Source organism: Mesorhizobium sp. M4A.F.Ca.ET.050.02.1.1 (assembly GCF_003997725.1).
Lineage (GTDB): Bacteria > Pseudomonadota > Alphaproteobacteria > Rhizobiales > Rhizobiaceae > Mesorhizobium.
Map to the genome: position 1 here is coordinate 1 of NZ_RZSG01000048.1, position 18,022 is coordinate 18,022.

Sequence of the window (18,022 nt, forward strand, 5' to 3'; positions counted from 1 at the left end):
ATACTGCCGGTGCTGGCCGGCGAGCGGGCGCTCCGTCGCCAGCAGGCCATCGAGCAAGGCGAGCAACTCGCGCGCTGCGGTCGACTTGCAGGAGTAGTAGACCATCTGCCGGTCGCGGCGGGTTTCGACCAGGCCAAACCTGCGCAGCTTCGCAAGATGCTGCGAAAGGGCAGACTGGCTGAGATCGACCTTCTCGGCGAGAGTACCCACCGAGAGTTCGCCCGCAGCCAGATAGTTCATGATCAAAAGCCGCTTCCCGTTGCCCATCACGGTCAGAAACGCTGCCGCGGTTTCGGCGTTGGAAGTGAGTTCCTTCGAGACCATCGATTTCCCCATGCTTCGTGCTCTTCCGAAGCCACGGGGGCAATGGCATCAGACATCCAGAGCGTTACCTGAGCCAACCATCCCGACGAAGTCGGAACTGTGCTCTGCTTCTTGTTTTGACCATGATCCTTCTCGAAAAACCGGTTGCCACCATTCGGGATCATGGCCGGGACGACTCGCGCGCCTTGGAAAGCGGCGCTAGCCGGCGCAGATTCGCAGATTTCCGAACCGGCGCTATCAAGGAGTACCAGCACGGCGCTCTTTCAGCAAGAATATAACGATTTTTTGCGCCGCATTTGCGGCGCCCCGCCCGTTTCAAGGCGGCCGCGCCAAGGCCGCGGGAGCGGCCAAGGCGGCCCTTACGCCCTGTTGAGACCGGCAATGAAACCCGGCGCCCTTTTCTGCGTTTAGTTGGGTTAAGGCAATGAGGGTTCCCGACATGACCCAGGGATGGTTTTCGAGGCCGGTCACGGTTTCGGTGGGTGTCGCGGGCGCGATCAGGCACATTTCCAGCGCACAGCAGGCGGCAGAACTGCTGGCGGGCCAATGGCGCGACGCCGGCAGCGCGCTGCACGGTTCGGCGTTGCGCGCCTGCCGCCGGGCGATGAGCGGCGAGGTCTCGGCCGACGCAGCCAGGGACGCGTTCATCGGCGCCGCGCGCGAGGCGCATGTGCTGGTGGAGTGAGTCCGGAGCGCCGGGCGCCTGAAATGCGCATAGTCTGCTCTTTTGGGGACATGCGCCGAGATGCATTTGGGAAACACCTGGCTGGAAAAATACAACCGAGCGCTGTCAGCCATTCCCTCACACAAAAAAAATGTGCCACTCATGCACCATCAATCTCGAGGGGTGGGCAGCATGCGATTTATCTTTCAGACCGCAGCAATACTAGGGCTCCTGACCACTAGCGCTTTGGCCACGGAGGCCGGTTCGCAACTGCCGGTTGCATCAACTTACAATTGGTCAGGGGCTTATGTTGGCGCGCAGGCAGGATATGGCTGGGGTAAAGATGATTGGACGTTCCTCTCGTTCGACAACACCGGCTATTACGAGGTTCCCGCGAAGCCCGCTGGCGTCTTGGGGGGCATATATGGCGGTTACAATTATCAGTTCGACAATGGTGTTGTTCTCGGCGCCGATGCCGATTTCACATTCGCGGGTCTGAAGAAGGATGGCGTGAGAGGCCACTATATCGGCTCCAGCATCCCGGACACATTCTTCCGCTATGGATCAAAGGTTGACTGGACTGCCGCGCTTCGCGGCAAAGTTGGCTACAGCGTTGATCGCTTCTTGCCCTATTTCGCCGGGGGGTTGGCCGTTGCGCGCCAGAACGTGAATGAGACACAGAGCCTTCCATTCTCGCACGATGCGACCCGAACAGGGTGGACATTGGGCCTGGGCTTGGAATACGCGGCGACCGACAACTTGGTCGTTCGCGCTGAATATCGCTACAGCGATTTCGGCAAGAAACTGTTCCAGGTCGGTGGTGGTTGGTCTCCTCTCGAGGATCGGCTCTCGATCAACGACCTCCGCATCGGCGCTGCGTACAAATTTTAGGTAGCTGCGGCACGTCGAAAGCAGGCCCCGGCATCGTCCGGGGCATTTTGCATGCGGGGCGACAAGTCAAGCAACTGAAAGTATTGGCGATCCCGGCAGGATTAACAAAATTGAATTAAAACAATCGTTTAGCGCGAGTATCGCCTAACCTTTGTACCATTGAATCCCATAGCGTTTTTTCGCTGTTACCTAACTTTCAGGATAAGGATTCCGTCCTTGCATATCATGGATATACGCCCCGAGCCGCCAGGCTACGGGCAAACCGTTGCGCGCTTCGACATCGCGCTAAGCGACGAACTTAGGCTTTTCGGCCTACGCCTTAAACAGCGTTCCGCAGGTGGCTTTTCGGTGTATGCGCCGAATGCAGACGGTCAGCGCTGCGTCACCTTCTCCCCTGCCCTAGTCGATGAAATCGCCCGCGCTGCTCTGGCCGCGCTTGAGGAGCGTAAGCCGCATGATCGCACCGCAGCAGCCTGAGAACTCTTACAAGGTTGGCGATCGCGTCGAGCACGACACACATGGCGCTGGAACGGTAATCGAGGCTAGCAAGCACGGCGCGGTAGTATTGTTCGACCGCGGCAATCGCGGCAACTTCGGCACCGGCCCGCACCTTCGCCCTTCCGATACGCCCGTTCCGCGTGGCCATGATGCGGCGGAGTGCGTCATACGTCTGAAACGTCTTCAAAAGCGCTATGGTGGAGAGATCCACAAAACCAGCCCGGTTGGCGGCCACGCGTCAATCTACCGAGCAACTGTCGACGGTGAGCAAGTAACCGTTGGCATTGGCGACGACGGCGAGCCGTATACCTACACCATCAAGGGCGGGCGCAAGCCGTTGGCGGAGCCGGCCGAGCTTGTTTTGGTAAACCCAGCACATTGGCACGGCGAGCCGATCCCCGTGCGGCAGTGGTACGTGCCGGATATGATCCCAATGCGGCAGGTGACGTTGCTTACCGGTGACGGCGGTGTGGGAAAAAGCCTCCTGGCGGCGCAGATTGGTGCAGCAGGTGCAATGTGCGTCGAAACTCTCGGCCTCGAGCCGTGGGGCGGCAAGGTCATCTATCTTGGCGCCGAAGATGAGGCTGACGAGTTTCATCGTCGGCTTGCCGATATCGCTAAGGCGTTGGGCGGCGACCTGTCCGACTTGCACCTTTTTCGGTTGCTGCCAGCTGCGGACATGGATGCGCTTCTATCGGCACCGGATAAGCATGGCGTTATGCAGCCGACCGCACTGTGGCTAGACTTTGCCGACTTTGCGGAGAGCTACGAGCCCAAGCTCATCATCCTCGATACGTCCGCCGACCTCTTCGGTGGCGACGAGATCAAGCGGAGCCAAGTTCGCCAGTTCATCTCCATGCTTCGCAAGCTCGCGATAAAGATCAACTGCGCCATCGTGCTGCTGTCGCATCCGTCAGTCGCCGGCATGCAGACCGGCACCGGCACGTCGGGGTCGACGGCATGGAGCAATTCTGTGCGAGCGCGTCTCTACCTCACCGCGGACAAGGACGATGACAACCTCCGCACATTGAAAGGCATGAAGGCGAATTATGCGGCCAAGGGCGGCGAACTGAAGCTGCGTTGGCAGGAAGGCGCGTTTGTATTGGATGACGGCAAGCCGTCGCCGGCCGCGGGTTTGTTGGCTGGCGCTGCCGACAAGGTGTTTCTCAGATTGCTTTCCGCCATCAACGGCAGCGGTCAGAACGTCAGTCCAAACCGCAGTTCCAGTTACGCGCCCACCGTGATGGCCAAGCGGCCGGATCGCGACGGCGTGTCGAAGAAGGCTCTGGAAGAAGCGATGCATAGGTCGCTGGCTGCTGGCACAGCAGCAGTGATAACCGAAGGATCTCCCTCTCGGCAGCGCCAACGGTTGGTCGTCGTAGCGGATGAGGTGAAACAGGGGCGTGCCGCCTTGCTTCCAACGGTACCTTCGAACGGTCTACCAACGCCTTCCAACGGTGCTGCTCACACACCCCCTATAACCCCCGTCGGCGTTGGTAACGCCCGACCGTTGGAAGACGGTCGGCAATACCAAGCCAACAACGACAATAGCGAACCTGCGCGGGAAGCCGCGTAACCCAACTCGCCTGCCTAACGCAGGCAACCAACAGAGGAGAGAACAAATGGAAATCACATGTTTGCAATCGAAGCATACGCCGCTGAACGTCAGCGCTTCATCAAAAACGACAAAGGCGGCCTAGACTGCCCATGGGAGCCGTGCCGGGTGATTGGCGTGACAAAGGACGAGGACGGCGAGTTGGTCTTCATTGTTGAAACCCAACACGGCCGGGACCTCATGCTGGAAACCGAAACGTACGTGAGGCGCGCATGATTAAGGCATCGCCAGCCAACGAGACCGTCACGCGACGCACCATAACGTGGGTCGAACTCTACAAACTCAGGCCCGACCTGGCGCCGCCAGCCAACGACAATCAGGTTGCCAACCAGTCCTCGGCCATGCGTGCGGCTGAAATTTCAATCGCGTCGGGCGCCAAGATTCCACGTGACCTGGCGAACGCCTCGAACAAAACACGGGCGGCCTCCACGTCTTGATCGCTAACGAGAGCCGATTGGCAAGCCGCGAGGGCTGCGGCGAAGGTTGGACCACGGCTGCCGCTCCATTCATCAAGAACTTGGCGAGCGTCCAACACTGAACGAACCTCAACGGGAAATCCCATTCCAACGAAAATAGAAACTGGTTTTGAGAAACGTTGGTCGGTCATGGGGATCTCCGGTTGGGGTTTGTGCACCCCAACGCGCCATGGATATCCCGGTTGCTTCCACTTTTAAATAAATTGGCTCGGCCCTTCAGTGGGCGCCAAAGCCCGAGAGCGAATCAGCGTTTGGGCGATCGACGCCTCGGCGATGACCTACGCGTCCCGCGTGCGGGCTCTCCATCGCGAGGCGGACTCCGTGCCGCTTCGCGAGAGTTCTCACGAACAATCATCATGGCCACGTAACCGACCAGCCCAAACATCAGCAATTTTAACATCGATCCGATCCTCGTTGAGGACCTGCAACGTGGCTGCATCGCCGCGGTTCCACGCCCAGCCCGCCGGAGGGGGTACTTCCATCTCTAGGGGCATCGACTCCACGGACCGCTCGCAACCCCATTGCGTGCATTCGCCGTGCCCCGATTCGTCCGGTGAACCTCAATATTGTTAGGGAACAACGACTTATACCATGAATGACCACAAGATTCCACGGCACCTGAGTGCCAAAACACGAAAATTCTGTGCGAGAATCCTAGAAGATTTTGCCCTAGAGCGGCATCATTTTGAAATCCTCTGCCGCACAGCCGAAGCCATGGACCGGGCAGACGCGGCACGCGACCTTGTGACCAAGGAAGGGCTTACCGTCGTGGACCGTTACGGCACGCCGAAGGCGCACCCGGCCGTGGCCATTGAGCGGGATGCGCGCACTGCAGTGTTGCGTGGTCTCCGCGAGCTTGGCCTGGACGTCGACACGTCGGACGCACCAAGGGCGCCTCGCACACGCGACTATGGAAGGAGGGCTGCCTGATGCCGGTGAAGCGCAGAGTCGATAGACGCCGCGACGGAATGCCGGTCGAGGCGCTCCGAGAGGTTTGGCGGTTCTGGCGCCAGCCGTCGTTAACGCCAGCCGAGAACGCAGAATTGGCACGGTTGACCACGGAGTGCAGAGCAGCCGGTTACGACCCCCTGCTAGCTTGGTGTAGCGCACAGGGAGATAACGCATGCCGGTAAGAAGACGCGCATCCAAGGCCAGGCCTGACGAGGCGAAAGCATGGATGATGTTCATGCAAAGCGGGCACGACTTTTTTGATGAACTGGTCGATGCTGGTGTTGTTGAAGACCGGCATTATGTTCCGCGCGACCTCGCCGAAACTACATGGAGACGGATCGGCAACGACGTGTTGGCCTATATGGAAGAGTTCTACAGAGGCTATCACCCGCCAGAGCGTCCAATATGGGCTGAACGAGAGTTCGGGCCGCCAGGACAGGCGAAGCGGCGTGCGGGCCGTTGAAAGGCCCACCGGATCCTGCGAATAGATCCATGCGAGGTTTCAGCCGCCGCACTTCGACAAGATCGTAAGGATGATCGATACGGCGATAGCGAGCACCTTGAACCCTTCGTCGCGCGAGAGGTGCCACCATGGTCGCTGCTTTGTTTTTCGGGAAGTGCGCACGCGGAATTCTCCATTAGGAAAGGATCATTCCGGTGCGATTTCTAAATGGTGCGGATTCGCGGACCCGTTTGCAAGACCACGACTAACGGATTTTTTACGAATCTGGATTGTGCGACGACTCGTGAGACGCGCAAACTATTGATTTTCCTCGTTGAACCGCTGATTTCGGTTGCCCGTTATTCACAGGATGCCGCAAGGATTCACAGGTTCGATTTCGTGCCGCACCGCAGCGCCTTCGCCGACCTCGTCTAACCGCCGAGTGGCAATGGCAAATCTTTGCGGTGCGGATTGCCCCGTTGCAGCCTTGTGGCACAATTTGCCGCTCTGGCATTCTTCGTCGCTGGAAAAAATCAGGCGTCGACACTATATTTAGTGTTTGTGGGGCTCGCCGACCCTAGATAACGAAAAGACCGCCACCAAGGCGGCAGGCAGCCGGCAATGCCGGCACAATGCAACGGTCGCGTGGGGCGACCTTGGGAACAGAGCATCAATGGAAAATCTGGAGGCCGTCCTCGAGGCGGGAGGTCGCGTTGCGGCCAACGACGACACGCCTGTGTTCGACGTCGCGAATAGCAATCTGCAGGTAGCGTTCGAAGTTGACACGACCATCCCTTCCGCAAAGGCGCTCGCCAGGCGCGAGTTGGCCGACCTGATGGCATCGGCGCCAGCCATCACCATCTGCCGCTACAGGCCGCCCCGCGGTCCGAGCAAATGGAAGCCGCGCAAGCATGCAGCCGCGAATGACAACGATGCGGCGCCGTTGCCCATTGTCGAGGCCCTACGCCGCGATCGCAGGCATGACGACATCCCATGGATCATTCGCTATCGGCTACTCTGCGAGGTGGTCGGCACCTCGCCGTACGATGACGAACTCGACATCAGCGAGGAAGGCATCAGCGTCGAAAACCGTAGCCTGCACCTCTCTGGAAAGAATTTCGACAAGCCGTTTCAGCGAGCCGAGAAAGGTGGATGGACGGGCGCCATGCTGTCGGGCGGGGAAATCTCCTATCGCGAGACAAGGCATACCGTGAAGCAGCGCGTGAGCGTCGGCCAGCGCACCAATGCAGCCGACGACGAGAACGGCACTAGGACGCAAACGCCGCTGCGGCTGGCGAAAAGTGAGGACGAGCGGATAGCCAGAATTGATGGCCAGCCAATCCTGGCGGCGCTGCGGGCTGGCTTGGGTGTCCTCCTCGTTCCATTTGAAGACGCGGTGCTTGACGGATGCACCCTGACCGAGATCGGAAGGGATCTTGGCCATCGGTGGAAAGCCCGGAGCGCCAGGGCGAAGTGGGTTGTGTATAGCGGCATCGATCGTCTTCGCGATCAATGGCAGATGATTGACCGCCAAATGGCAGATCAAGCCGCGGCTTGCAGTCGTCGCGTCGAGGCTCGGCGGAAGGAGCTTGCCGCGGCTGAAGCGCGATATTTGGGCCTCGCTGCCTGATTTGTACCCCAACTCGTTTTCAAAGGTATGAGGTGGAGAACTAACACCTCTTTCCCTCGCAGGCGCCCGCTCTGTCGTCTGCGTCGCCGCTACTGCCCCACGGTATCGGCCCTCGCCATTGCAGAAGTACTGCAGGCGAGCAGATTGGCTCGATAGCCTCGGCTATCGGGCCTTCTTTTTTACAACCATCCACACGGGAAATTGCAATTTCCCGCTCTATTCAAGGACAATAAACATGCCTTCTACCAAGCAGGCGTGCGACGGACTCGTGCGCCGCGTCGGCTACGATCCCGGCCGCACCAAAGAGGTCGCTCGCGCGCTCACTGAAGCCCAAATTCTCCCCGCTGGCTCGCCTGGCGTTTCGCCAGACCTGAGTCCGCAACACGTCGCCACGCTGATGCTCGGCGTGGCCGTAGACGCGCCGCTTCGTGCCGTGGCGGATACCGTGCGCGAATACCGTGCTCTTCGCCGCGAAGGCGTCCCACAGGGCGCGCCGGCAAGCATCAGCGTCACAGCTGGCGAGCAGCTCGACATCATCGCGGAAATCGCCGCGAGCGGCACCCCTGATGCAAAGGCGCTCGTCGCCAAGACAATCATCGCGGTCGTATCGAATTGGCAGGAGATCGCCCTGACCGACACGATCGACGTCCGCCGCTTTAGCGCCGGTGAGCCAGGTAGGTGGCAGGCTTACGGCCACCGCAAGTCGGTGGAAATCAACGGTGGCGCCTTTGTCGACGTCATCGCCGAACTTTTCGCAGGAGACAACTGATGCCAATCTTTAATAAGACGCCGCGAGCCAAGCCCGACGCCCGGCCGGCCAAGGTTGCGCCGATTAAACTCAGTTTCACCGCGCTGACGGCGCGCGAAGCGCTTCCGTCTCTTGGCGAAGACCAAGACAGGCGCGAGGCCATTGTCGCCGAGCGGGCCGCCCACGTGGCTGAACGCAAAGCCCTTCAGGTTGAGATTGCGGCCGACACGTCGCTCGACATCGCACCCGAGGTTGCCGCGCTCATCGGCGAAGCGCCGTCCGCCAAGGCACAGAAGCGCGAACGGGTTGCAGAGCTGCGCCGCTTGGAAGCTGTGGCCGGCCAGGCAATCGAACTCATCGAGAAGCGCATTGCTGCGGCCCGTCCAGCGGCCGAGCGTGCGATTTGTGCCGCGGCCCGGCCGGAAGCCGAGAGGCGCGTCGCTGCGTTGGTTGAGGCGCTGCGCGCGGTTGACGTCGCGCACATCGAGCTTAACGACCTGTTTTTGGCGATTGAAGCGGAAGGGGCGTCAACGGACGGTCTTGGGCAGATTCGACCTTTCTTCTTGTCGGATCCGCGGGATCCGCAACGCCGGATTGCGCAGTACCTCAAGGAATTAAAAGGGGCTGGCTACGATGTCTGAACACCGCGAAATCGAGCGCGCCAGCAGCGACGGTCGCCGCGGCCCAGCAAAGCGCATGATCAAACTGCCGGGCGAGAAACGGCACGCAAATCGCAGCGGAGCAGCCAAGGACATCGCGCGCCAAATCACACTTGATAAGCTCGACAAGAAAATCAAGGCGCTGAAAGATGGCTGAGCCTTTTATCTCTGGTTACGCCATCCAATGGCAGCAGCCCGCTAATATCGGCGGGCTTTTTATTGAGCGGTTTGCCAGAGGTGCCTTCGACAAGTCTATCCGAGAGAGCGGAGATTCAGTTGTCGCCTGCTGGGCGCACGACATGTCTCGCCCGCTCGGGCGTGTCTCCAACGGCTCACTCGAGATCAAGGCCGACGCTGTCGGCCTCTGGTATGCGCTGACGCCGAACCCCGAATCGCCGATGGGACAGGAAGCCTTAGCCAGCGTTGGAAGCGGCCTGGTCGATGAGGTAAGCGTCTGCTTTTTCTCAGAGTCGGAGGAGTGGGACGACACGGGGGATTTGCCTCAGCGTCTGGTTACGCAAGCAGGGCTAGTGGAGTTGAGTCTTGTAATCTTTGGCGCCTACGGAAAAGCCACCTCGGCTGCCCTTACGCGCTCCGAAACCTCAATGGGCAACGCCGCGTCAGCACGGCGCCGCCTCATCGAAAAGATGGAGAGGGACCAACGGCTGCGTGGCATCAATTAGATGCTGCTACCTGATGGTCGACGTGTATCCGGGGTCAACGTGCGAGCTGCGGTCTAGCGTGTACGCAACGACAAACAGCACTCCAACTATGAGAAATGGAGCGATCAGGATCGCCGCGCATGTCGGATTTATCTTTCTCATTGGGACATCGTGCGCCGCTCAATTTAATCAAATCCAAAGAAACACGGTTAACCGTGCCGGGTGCAAGCGCACCGGCATCAAGTAAAAATTCCCGACGTCATATTGCGCGATTGGATGGCTCGCCGGAGCCCTAAAGTCCCTTCAAAGGAAAATCAATGACCACCACCCAACGCGCAGCCGCGCGATCGCTCACCCATGCCTTCCTCATCGGAGCAGGACAATAAAATGGGAGGATTGCCACGTCGCCCTGGCCGCGGTAGTTGGGGCGGCTGGGAAACACCAACCGCACCGACCGTTCCAGAAGTCCCCGAAATCCAGACCACACTACCTACGTCTGCCTACGGCCAGACTATCCCGGTTGTGTACGGCAAGTGCCGCCTGCCGGCCGCCTATATCTGGTGCGCGCCTATTCTGACCGTCACCTCGACCCACATCGAGTTTTGGGACACGGTTACGACCACCACGTCGAAGTTGACGGCCAGGCTGCGGTTTGCGCGTCCGCTGGTGCCGGATTCAACGTGGACAATGCGCAAGCTCTACGCCAACGGCAAGCTCGTCTATGACGGCAGCGTTGGCTATCGCCAGAAGGGCCTGAAGTTCACCGCCTATGATGGTCGCGGCGATCAGCCGCGCGATCCGGCTATGGTCAGGGAGGAAGGCGCGGACTTCGTTTCGGCGCACCGCGGTTATCTCGATATCGTGGTGGTGGACTTCGACATCGTCGGTTACGGCGCGCCGCCTGTCTTTGAGGCGGAGTGGATCCAAGATGGCGCCACGACGCATGATTATGAAATCTACACGACCTTTGCCGGCACCCCCAATGCCCGCGATCTGATTCCGGTTTGGGATCAACAGAAGCTTTACGGCTTCGACGACACGGACATTTTCCTGTATTCGATCGGCGCGGCGAAACAATATTTCACCTTCGATCGCGAACCGGACGTCTATAATTACTATCGGGTCTTTCGATACAGCCGAACCCTGGACCGGCTTTTCTATTTTGCGAGTTTCACCGGCACCAGCGATTGGGACGCGGTGCTCTGCGACGGAAGCACCGGCACCGTCGTTGCAACGTCAGGGGACTCAGCGACAAGCAGCTCGCTCGTCGATGGTTGCCTCGTCGATGTCAGCAGCTCAACCGCGCTCGTCCTCGGCTTCGGCCTCAATGAGCAACTGTTTTGCTATCGCCTCACTGCCGACACGGTAACCCGCGCCTACCAGTCGACGGCAAGCTGGAACGGATATTCAGACATTCAATGCATCACGCCCGGCCCGGTGAGCGGCGATGCGGTGTTCTACCTCTGCGCGGATAACGACCTGGTCAAGGCGACGTTCTCGAGCCAGGGGACGCTCAAGAGCACGGCGGTACTGGCGACCTTTGCCGACGCGCTTCGCTATGCAGTTTACGACGACGGAGACCTCGTTGTCTGGACCGATGCCGGAACCGTTTCCCGTGTCGACGGCACGACTGGCTCTATCGAATTCACCAAGTCAGTGCCATATCAAATCGAGGCAATCGGCTCGCGCGATCTAGGCCCGCCTGATCTGCAGCGATTTGTTGACGAACTGTATTTCCTGCCAGTCGGCGGCACGACATCATATTTCACAGACCTCGACCTCGGCACGACGCGAAGCATCTCAGGGGCGAGTTCCACGGCGTCGTACTATTTCGATGGCCAGACGGATCAAATCATCTCGGAGACGGCCGGCGGCATTCCGCGGCGCCTGCGCATTACCTCCGACGACGGCACGCAGCGCCAGTTGGAGGACTTCCTTGTCGCTCTAATGGAAGCCGGTGGCTTTTCGTCCGACGAAATCGAAGTCATCAATGTTGACGACGTTATCGACGGCGCCGTGATCGACGTCACCAACGGCGTGCGGGACATCGCCAAGTCAATCTGCGAACCGTACTCGATCGCCATCTTTGAGCGCGCCGGCAAGATCATTTTCAAGCGCGCATTCACCGATGGCGCCTTTGCCATCGATGCAACGTTTGCGCCTTTCGGCGACATCGTGGACGCGTGACGGTCTGCAAGCATCTATGCAAACACCCCCCGACACGCGCACCGCTGCCAGCATCGAGCGCACCATGCGCGCTGATTTCAAAAGGAATTTCAAAATATGCTTATGTTGAATAGGTTTACCGGCTTCGGCGTACGTCGCGCATCTGGCGGCGGCGGCGGAACCGATCCGCATTTTGCCAACGTCGTCCTGCTGCTCGGCTTCGAAGGCTCTGACGGCTCGACCACGCTGACCGATGAAAGCACCGCTACCAACAAGGGTTCGGGGACCGCGAATGGCAATGCGCAAATCGATACCGCGCAGGCCAAGTTCGGCTCGGCTTCTGGTCTCTTTGATGGGTCGGGGGACTACTGGACCTTCGCCGATCATGCCGACTGGAACCTGTCCGGCGAGTTCACCATCGAACTGTTTGTCAGGCGGGCCGCCACCGGTTCGAACACCTACATTCTGGGCCAGGGCGATGGTTCGGGATCGATGGCCTGGTATCTCAATTCCACCTGGAGCGCCGGCGACAACGGCTCTCTTGTGTTCGCCTATTCAATAAATGGCGGCCTCGGCGGCAACCTCATGGTAACCGCAGGAACCATCCCCGCAGGCACGGCAACGCTGAATGCCTGGCATTATATCGCCGTCACCCGGAATGCGTCGGGCAAAGTGCGCATCTGGCTCGACGGCACTCTTCTTGTCGGCAATACGCCGGCGAACCTGACGACGTTCAACTCGTCGGACACGCTTGGCATCGGGCGAGCCGTCAGCACCGCTATCTGGAACGGCTGGATGGACGAGATCAGGATCACCAAGGGCGTCTGCCGCTATGATACCGATAGCTCTATCGCGGTGCCGACTGCGGCGTTTCCGAGGAGCTAAGGGCGACCTCTAGGCACGTTGCGAGAACGGTTCTATTGGTTGGGGCTGCTAGATTAGCTTTCGCTAAAATGCTATTGCGAGCGCGAGGGCTAATTTCGTGAGACATTCGCAAAGGCATTTTTGTGGGCTGTGTTCCCCGGCCTTCCGCACGGTTCAATCGCGCCTCAGGCCGCGAGCGCCCAGAAGCTCGGCAATATCGGCAATCAGTTCGCGAGCCCTGGCCAGTTCCGCCGCCGCCTGCACCCTGAAGCGGTCATTTTCTTCGCGAATCTTTTGGGCCCGTTTCAGGGCTGCCGCGCTGATATCGAGGGAAGTCGAAGTGTCCATGTCGACCAACTCTAGGAGCGAGCAAATGTTCCGGGTTTGGCGGCGGAACCTAATGCCCGCCGGCGCTTGTCGCGAGATGCGGCTCGCCGAGATCACGGCTTTTCCCTCAGGCGAACGCCCCTGCCTTCCGAAGATGCCTGACCGTCCTCGAGCAATTCGACGCCAGCAGCGCTAAAGGCACACTTGATAGCTTGCATTGTGTCGAGGCGACCACGAACGATTGCACTGCCCCAGCCTTCGAAATTCCTGACCGTGTTGATCCCAATCTTTGCTGCATCGGCCAGAGCCTTCTGATCCATGCCAGCAAGTGCCCTTGCAGCCTTGATTTGGTTTCCTGTCACCGGCATCTGTGTTTTCCAAATTGCAATCTGTGTTTTTTACCCAAATTATCACTTGACCGCAAGCGTCGATTCCCAATATGGTTTATTTACCCAACAAAGGGGTTTCGAAAACCAAACTGGAGAGAATTTCAGATGCCGACGATTGCTCACATCCGCACCCATCGCGCGCCCACAGCCACCACGATTGCATTCGACACCGAAACGCACCTTCAGAGGGCGCGGAGCTACCTAAGGGCAATAATGATGGCATCCAGTGAGATCACGACCGACGAGCGTGACGACCTAATGCTCACTAACCTGACTTGCGCTATCGATGACGAGTTTGATGCCATCGAAAAGATTTTAGCGTCGGCTGCCTGACATGGGCAACGGCTCACGCCGTCCCGAGCTGCGAGCCATCCTGCGCGAAAAGCAGGGTGGCCGCTGCTGTTATTGCGATGTCCGTATGCGGATTTCGTTCAAGAGCAAGATGCGCCCAGACTCAGAGACGCTTGAGCATTTGGACCGGCGAACAGATCGAGGCAGCAATGATCGCGGCAACATCGCCTTGGCTTGCTATCGGTGCAACACAGGGCGCGGCGATGTCGACTGGCTGACCTATAAGAGCATCAGGCGTGGAGAACACTACGAGAGGTGGTGAGGCGTCGCCTTAGGCAACAAAAAAGCGGGCTCTCGCCCGCTTCCCTTCGTTGCCGAGACTGCATGCACCGCGCCGTCGATCGGCTCAAATGCATGCCTCGCCTTGGGTGAAACCTCTCCGACTATCTGAAGGGGCGTTCCTCGCCAGCGGCGGCTGCTGACGGGGGTATATGCCTGCCGAAGATGTTGAAAACAAGGCCTGGAGCGCCTTTTCCTCGCCAAAGCGGCCTTTGATCAGCCGCAACCCAACGTCGACGTGCCGCGCGAGGCCCGCTTGCTGAAAAGGCACGCGGGCTTTTTCTTAGGGCGCGCACAATTTTTTCGGCGGCACCTCCTATGATGATTCGCATCGTCACAAACAGGAGCCCGAAATGCACGAACACGCTTCAGATTTGCCACTGCACGGTGGACTGGTCGAAATCGCAAGCCGGATTGCTGAGGGTGCCGCTGAGCGATCACGCACATACGAGGCGGTCGCAGGCGGCTCTGCCATGTGTCCAACCTGTCACATTCTATGGAACAGGCCCTTCGCACTCGATCCCGTCGAGGACAAAGATGACAAGAGTCGCTATGTCTGCAAACAGTGCGGCGAGCGATATAAGCTGGGGCGGTGACGGCGCCAAAAGTGGGGAGGGATAGCGGGGAAGGTTTCCGATTATCGTAAAAAATGCAATGAAATCAATAGCGCTTGGCTCCCCGGGCCGGATTCGAACCAGCGACCAACCGGTTAACAGCCGGTTGCTCTACCACTGAGCTACCGGGGAACAGAGGCTCTTGTGTAAGTGGCGCTGCCTATAGCAAACCCGTTTCGGCTTTGCAAAGAAGCATTTCACATTTTTTTCCGCCATTTTGTGCATGGCAGTTTCTGGCAATCGCCGGCCGGGCTCCTCATATGAGCAATTCCGCAGGGAACGTGAGCGGGAAAAGGCCGTTCTGGCTATTGCTGGCCGATGACTCTATTCATGGAAACCAGGCACGACATGACTGCAGCAGGCGACAACGCACCGGCGCGGAAAATCACGGTCTTCGGCCGTGAATTCACCATGCCGCGCTCGCGCGGGCTCAGGATCGCCATCGGCGTCGTGCTGATTCTGGGCGGCATTCTCGGCTTCCTGCCCATCCTGGGCTTCTGGATGATCCCGATCGGATTGCTGGTGCTCTCCTATGAATTCGCCATGGTGCGCCGGCACCGGCGCCGCATCGTGGTATGGTGGGAACGCCGGCGTCGTCCGGATTGACTTGTCGGCCGGCGGCCACGGGCGCGCTGATGGAAACCGATCGGAAACGGTGTCCAGTTGTCCAATGAGGGAAAGCGCCGGGATTAACGCGCGGGCGCTTGACGGCATTTCACCGCCAACATATTGAGTTCGCTCGGAACGCCGGGAGCAACGAGGCCTCGTGGCGGAGTGGTTACGCAGAGGACTGCAAATCCTTGCACCCCGGTTCGATTCCGGGCGAGGCCTCCAGTTGCCGGCCCCCAATGGGGCAGGGGTTCCGGTTGGATTGAACCGCGGTCGAGGTGCGGCAAGCGGGATTTGTTGGGCGGACTGGTAGGAAAATGAGCGCTGATTTCTCCGAACGCCGCGTCAAGATGGTCGATGGCCAGGTCCGCACCACCGACGTGACCAGCGCGCCGCTGATCGAGGCCATGCTGTCGGTGCCGCGTGAGGCCTTTGTCGGCGACGGACAGCGCGATCTAGCCTATATCGATGAGGACATCCGCATTTCCAGCGGCGCCAACGGCAGCGGCGCGCGCTATCTGATGGAACCGTCTCCCCTCGCCAAGCTCCTGCAACTGGCTGAGATCGGCGCCGGTGATTCGGTGCTGGATGTCGGTTGCGGCACCGGCTATTCGGCGGCTCTTCTGTCGAGGCTGGCCCGCTCTGTCGTTGCACTGGAAAGCGATTCGGTGCTGGCGGACGGCGCTCGATCGGCGCTCGCGGCGCTGGCCTGCGACAATGTGACAGTGATCACCGGGCCGCTCCCGCAGGGTCATGCCTCCAAGGCGCCCTACGACGTCATCTTCATCGGCGGAAGCGTCGAGGAAGTGCCGGCCGCTTTGCTCGACCAGCTTGCGGAGGAGGGCCGACTCGTTGCCGTGGAAGGTCAGGGCAATTCCGGCGTGGCCCGGCTGTTTTTCAAGGCAGGGGGGGTTGTAACGGGAAGACGGGCATTCAATGCGGCAATAAAGCCACTACCCGGATTTGAACGTACCCACGCATTTGAATTCTGAGCGGTTTTGCCTTGCAGTGAAGGCGCTGTCGTGATCGCTTGTGTTTGAACAATCGTTGCTGATCGCATAAACCGGGCATTTCGGGGCAGTCAGCGGGGGAACGATAGAAGCGCGGCGCCGGCTGTTCAGAGATGAGTGGCTGTCGTGGCGCGGTTCCCATGCAAAACGAATGAGGGATATTACGTGCCGTCCGTAAGCAAGACTGTTCTAGCCGCCTTCCTGGCCTCCGCGACCACCCTTTCGCCGCTGGCCGCCTCCGCGGAAAGCATCACCGGAGCGCTCGCAAAGGCCTACCAGAACAATTCCACACTGAATTCCGCCCGGGCCGGGGTGCGGGTCACCGACGAGGGCGTGGCCATCGCCAAGTCCGGCTGGCGCCCGACCGTCACCGGTTCCGGCAGCATCGACTACTCGAGCAGCCATCTCAACGGCACGAACCAGAGCGTGCGGCTGACCACCGGCAATTTCGGCGTCCAGATCGACCAGACGCTGTTCGACGGCTTTCAGACCAAGAACAATGTCGCGGCCGCGGAAGCCCAGGTGAGGGCCTCGGTCGAAAGTCTGCGCAACACCGAGGAGAACATCCTGTTCAACGCGGCGAGCGCCTATATGGACGTGATTCGCGACCGCCAGGTCGCTGTGCTCACCGAACAGAATCTGCAGTTCCTGACCGAGCAGGCGCGCGCCGCGCGTTCGCGATTCGAGGTCGGCGAGGGCACAAGAACCGACGTCGCCCAGGCTGATGCCTCGCGCTCGACGGCGGTGGCGCAGCTCAGCGCCGCCCGCGCCCAGGCGCTGGCCAGCGCGGCGACCTATCACCAGATCGTTGGCGACGAGCCCGGCAAGCTCAAGGCCGCGGCGCCGCTGGCCAAGCTGTTGCCGTCCAGCCTCGACGGCGCGATCGCGATTGCCGCCACCGAACATCCCGCCATCCTCGCGACGGAGCATCTGGTCGATGCCGCGGCATTCTCGGTCAAATCCCAGGAGGGCGCGCTGCTGCCGCAGCTTTCCGCCAATGCCGGTGTTTCCAGCGCTTACCGCAACACCGTTCCCGGCGTGCTGAGCACGTCCGACGGCACGACGAATTCGGCCAGCATCGGCGCGACGCTGACCATTCCGATCTATTCGGGCGGCCGTACCTCGGCGCTGGTGCGCCAGAGGAAAGAATCGCTGAGCCAGGCCCGGATCGAGGTCGATGTCAGCCGCGACACCGTGCGCCAGGCGGTGACGTCGGCCTGGACGCAATACACCGCCGCGCAGCAAAGCGTCGCCGCCAACAGGCAAGTCATCGCCGCCGCGCAACTGGCGCTCAACGGCGTCATCGAGGAGCGCAATGTCGGCCAGCGCACCACGCTCGACGTGTTGAACGCGCAGAACGCCGTCATCAGCGCCAAGATCAACCTTGCCAGTTCCGAGCGCGACGTGGTGGTGGCGAGCTATGCCATCCTGTCCGCGATCGGTCGCCTTTCGGTCGATCGTCTCGCCCTGAACGTGACGAAGTACAAGCCCGAAGAGCACTACAAGGCCGTCAAGGACAAGTGGTACGGGCTGCGCACGCCGGACGGCCGCTGACCGCTGCGTGTTGCCAGGTTCAAGAGGGCCGCGCGTCCGGGGATGCGCGGCGCTTTTGCTTTAGGCGGCTGTCCCAATGTCGCAGCGACCAGCTCCAGCCGTAGATGCGCTGATCGGCCTGTGTCGCCTAATCTGTTGAAATCCCACATCTCCCCAGATTGGGGATTCTCGGACGACGATCCGTCGGTTACCCTGTCGCCATGATTCGAATCCGGCCTTGCCGGAGCGGAAATCTGGAATGAGTCACAAGGGCGGCGGATGTGACAATGGCGACGGCAAGCAGCGCGCAGCGCGAACCC

Annotated in this window: 23 protein-coding genes and 2 tRNA genes; 20 read left to right on the forward strand and 5 right to left on the reverse strand. The window is 60.1% G+C overall.

The window, feature by feature from the left end:
- On the reverse strand, positions 1-324 hold a 324-nt coding region (locus tag EOA33_RS06305; protein WP_145989077.1), incomplete at its 3' end, for a metalloregulator ArsR/SmtB family transcription factor.
- A 439-nt stretch (positions 325-763) separates the two neighbouring features.
- On the opposite strand from EOA33_RS06305, the gene EOA33_RS06310 reads away from it, so the two are divergent.
- The 5 genes from EOA33_RS06310 (at position 764) to EOA33_RS06330 (ending at position 4,208) form a co-directional block, all read left to right on the forward strand.
- Positions 764-1,009, forward strand: coding sequence for a DUF982 domain-containing protein (locus EOA33_RS06310; protein ID WP_127399939.1), 246 nt, complete (start codon positions 764-766; stop codon positions 1,007-1,009).
- Positions 1,010-1,069: 60 nt separating this feature from the next.
- Positions 1,070-1,879 carry an outer membrane protein gene (locus EOA33_RS06315; protein WP_127405228.1) on the forward strand — a complete coding sequence of 270 codons (810 nt, stop codon included), beginning with the start codon at positions 1,070-1,072 and terminating at the stop codon, positions 1,877-1,879.
- 216 nt (positions 1,880-2,095) lie between these two features.
- On the forward strand, positions 2,096-2,356 hold the full coding sequence (locus EOA33_RS06320) for a hypothetical protein (RefSeq protein WP_127405229.1): 261 nt from the start codon (positions 2,096-2,098) through the stop codon (positions 2,354-2,356).
- Positions 2,334-3,953, forward strand: a complete 1,620-nt coding sequence (locus EOA33_RS06325; protein WP_190234214.1) for an AAA family ATPase — start codon at positions 2,334-2,336, stop codon at positions 3,951-3,953. The genes EOA33_RS06320 and EOA33_RS06325 overlap by 23 nt, the downstream gene beginning before the upstream one ends.
- 57 nt (positions 3,954-4,010) lie before the next feature.
- Positions 4,011-4,208 (forward strand): hypothetical protein, encoded by a 198-nt coding sequence (locus EOA33_RS06330; protein ID WP_127405231.1) that lies wholly within the window; start codon positions 4,011-4,013, stop codon positions 4,206-4,208.
- A gap of 100 nt (positions 4,209-4,308) precedes the next feature.
- Here EOA33_RS06330 and EOA33_RS06335 read toward each other — a convergent pair whose 3' ends face one another.
- Positions 4,309-4,599 carry a DUF982 domain-containing protein gene (locus tag EOA33_RS06335; RefSeq protein WP_127405232.1) on the reverse strand — a complete coding sequence of 97 codons (291 nt, stop codon included), beginning with the start codon at positions 4,597-4,599 and terminating at the stop codon, positions 4,309-4,311.
- Positions 4,600-5,059: 460 nt separating this feature from the next.
- On the opposite strand from EOA33_RS06335, the gene EOA33_RS06340 reads away from it, so the two are divergent.
- From EOA33_RS06340 to EOA33_RS06380, 9 genes are all read left to right on the forward strand, one after another.
- Positions 5,060-5,398 (forward strand): P27 family phage terminase small subunit, encoded by a 339-nt coding sequence (locus EOA33_RS06340; RefSeq protein ID WP_127405233.1) that lies wholly within the window; start codon positions 5,060-5,062, stop codon positions 5,396-5,398.
- A 193-nt stretch (positions 5,399-5,591) separates the two neighbouring features.
- The gene (locus tag EOA33_RS06345; protein ID WP_127405234.1) at positions 5,592-5,882 is read left to right on the forward strand and encodes a hypothetical protein; all 291 of its coding nucleotides are present in this window, start codon (positions 5,592-5,594) and stop codon (positions 5,880-5,882) included.
- A gap of 652 nt (positions 5,883-6,534) precedes the next feature.
- Entirely contained in the window at positions 6,535-7,491 is a 957-nt protein-coding gene (locus EOA33_RS06350) for a hypothetical protein (protein WP_127405235.1), read from the forward strand.
- Between the two features lie 235 nt (positions 7,492-7,726).
- A complete protein-coding gene (locus tag EOA33_RS06355) occupies positions 7,727-8,260 on the forward strand; it encodes a hypothetical protein (RefSeq protein ID WP_127405236.1) in 534 nt (177 codons plus the stop codon).
- Positions 8,260-8,880: a hypothetical protein gene (locus EOA33_RS06360; protein WP_127405237.1), complete on the forward strand. Its 621-nt coding sequence runs from the start codon at positions 8,260-8,262 to the stop codon at positions 8,878-8,880. Before EOA33_RS06355 ends, EOA33_RS06360 begins: the two co-directional genes overlap by 1 nt.
- Entirely contained in the window at positions 8,873-9,055 is a 183-nt protein-coding gene (locus EOA33_RS06365) for a hypothetical protein (protein WP_127405238.1), read from the forward strand. The genes EOA33_RS06360 and EOA33_RS06365 overlap by 8 nt, the downstream gene beginning before the upstream one ends.
- The gene (locus EOA33_RS06370) at positions 9,048-9,581 is read left to right on the forward strand and encodes an HK97 family phage prohead protease (RefSeq protein ID WP_127405239.1); all 534 of its coding nucleotides are present in this window, start codon (positions 9,048-9,050) and stop codon (positions 9,579-9,581) included. The genes EOA33_RS06365 and EOA33_RS06370 overlap by 8 nt, the downstream gene beginning before the upstream one ends.
- 366 nt (positions 9,582-9,947) lie before the next feature.
- Positions 9,948-11,747, forward strand: a complete 1,800-nt coding sequence (locus tag EOA33_RS06375) for a hypothetical protein (protein WP_127405240.1) — start codon at positions 9,948-9,950, stop codon at positions 11,745-11,747.
- Positions 11,748-11,843: 96 nt separating this feature from the next.
- Positions 11,844-12,611 (forward strand): LamG-like jellyroll fold domain-containing protein, encoded by a 768-nt coding sequence (locus EOA33_RS06380; protein ID WP_127405241.1) that lies wholly within the window; start codon positions 11,844-11,846, stop codon positions 12,609-12,611.
- 153 nt (positions 12,612-12,764) lie between these two features.
- Here EOA33_RS06380 and EOA33_RS38885 read toward each other — a convergent pair whose 3' ends face one another.
- Positions 12,765-12,938 carry a hypothetical protein gene (locus tag EOA33_RS38885; protein WP_190234215.1) on the reverse strand — a complete coding sequence of 58 codons (174 nt, stop codon included), beginning with the start codon at positions 12,936-12,938 and terminating at the stop codon, positions 12,765-12,767.
- 92 nt (positions 12,939-13,030) lie between these two features.
- Positions 13,031-13,285, reverse strand: coding sequence for a helix-turn-helix transcriptional regulator (locus EOA33_RS06385; RefSeq protein WP_127405242.1), 255 nt, complete (start codon positions 13,283-13,285; stop codon positions 13,031-13,033).
- A gap of 126 nt (positions 13,286-13,411) precedes the next feature.
- Between EOA33_RS06385 and EOA33_RS06390 the strand changes: the two genes are divergently transcribed.
- The gene (locus EOA33_RS06390; protein WP_127405243.1) at positions 13,412-13,639 is read left to right on the forward strand and encodes a hypothetical protein; all 228 of its coding nucleotides are present in this window, start codon (positions 13,412-13,414) and stop codon (positions 13,637-13,639) included.
- 1 nt (position 13,640) lies between these two features.
- Positions 13,641-13,919, forward strand: coding sequence for an HNH endonuclease (locus EOA33_RS41315; protein WP_127405244.1), 279 nt, complete (start codon positions 13,641-13,643; stop codon positions 13,917-13,919).
- A 688-nt stretch (positions 13,920-14,607) separates the two neighbouring features.
- On the opposite strand, the gene EOA33_RS06400 is transcribed toward EOA33_RS41315, so the two are convergent.
- Positions 14,608-14,682: transfer RNA gene (locus EOA33_RS06400), tRNA-Asn, on the reverse strand.
- Between the two features lie 216 nt (positions 14,683-14,898).
- Between EOA33_RS06400 and EOA33_RS06405 the strand changes: the two genes are divergently transcribed.
- The 4 genes from EOA33_RS06405 (at position 14,899) to EOA33_RS06420 (ending at position 17,723) form a co-directional block, all read left to right on the forward strand.
- Positions 14,899-15,156 (forward strand): hypothetical protein, encoded by a 258-nt coding sequence (locus EOA33_RS06405; protein WP_126054184.1) that lies wholly within the window; start codon positions 14,899-14,901, stop codon positions 15,154-15,156.
- 154 nt (positions 15,157-15,310) lie between these two features.
- Positions 15,311-15,384 (forward strand) — tRNA-Cys (locus tag EOA33_RS06410).
- A gap of 92 nt (positions 15,385-15,476) precedes the next feature.
- Positions 15,477-16,151, forward strand: a complete 675-nt coding sequence (locus EOA33_RS06415; RefSeq protein WP_127399851.1) for a protein-L-isoaspartate O-methyltransferase — start codon at positions 15,477-15,479, stop codon at positions 16,149-16,151.
- A 183-nt stretch (positions 16,152-16,334) separates the two neighbouring features.
- Complete coding sequence (locus EOA33_RS06420; protein ID WP_126054185.1) at positions 16,335-17,723, forward strand: TolC family outer membrane protein; 1,389 nt, start codon at positions 16,335-16,337, stop codon at positions 17,721-17,723.
- Positions 17,724-18,022 lie beyond the last annotated feature (299 nt).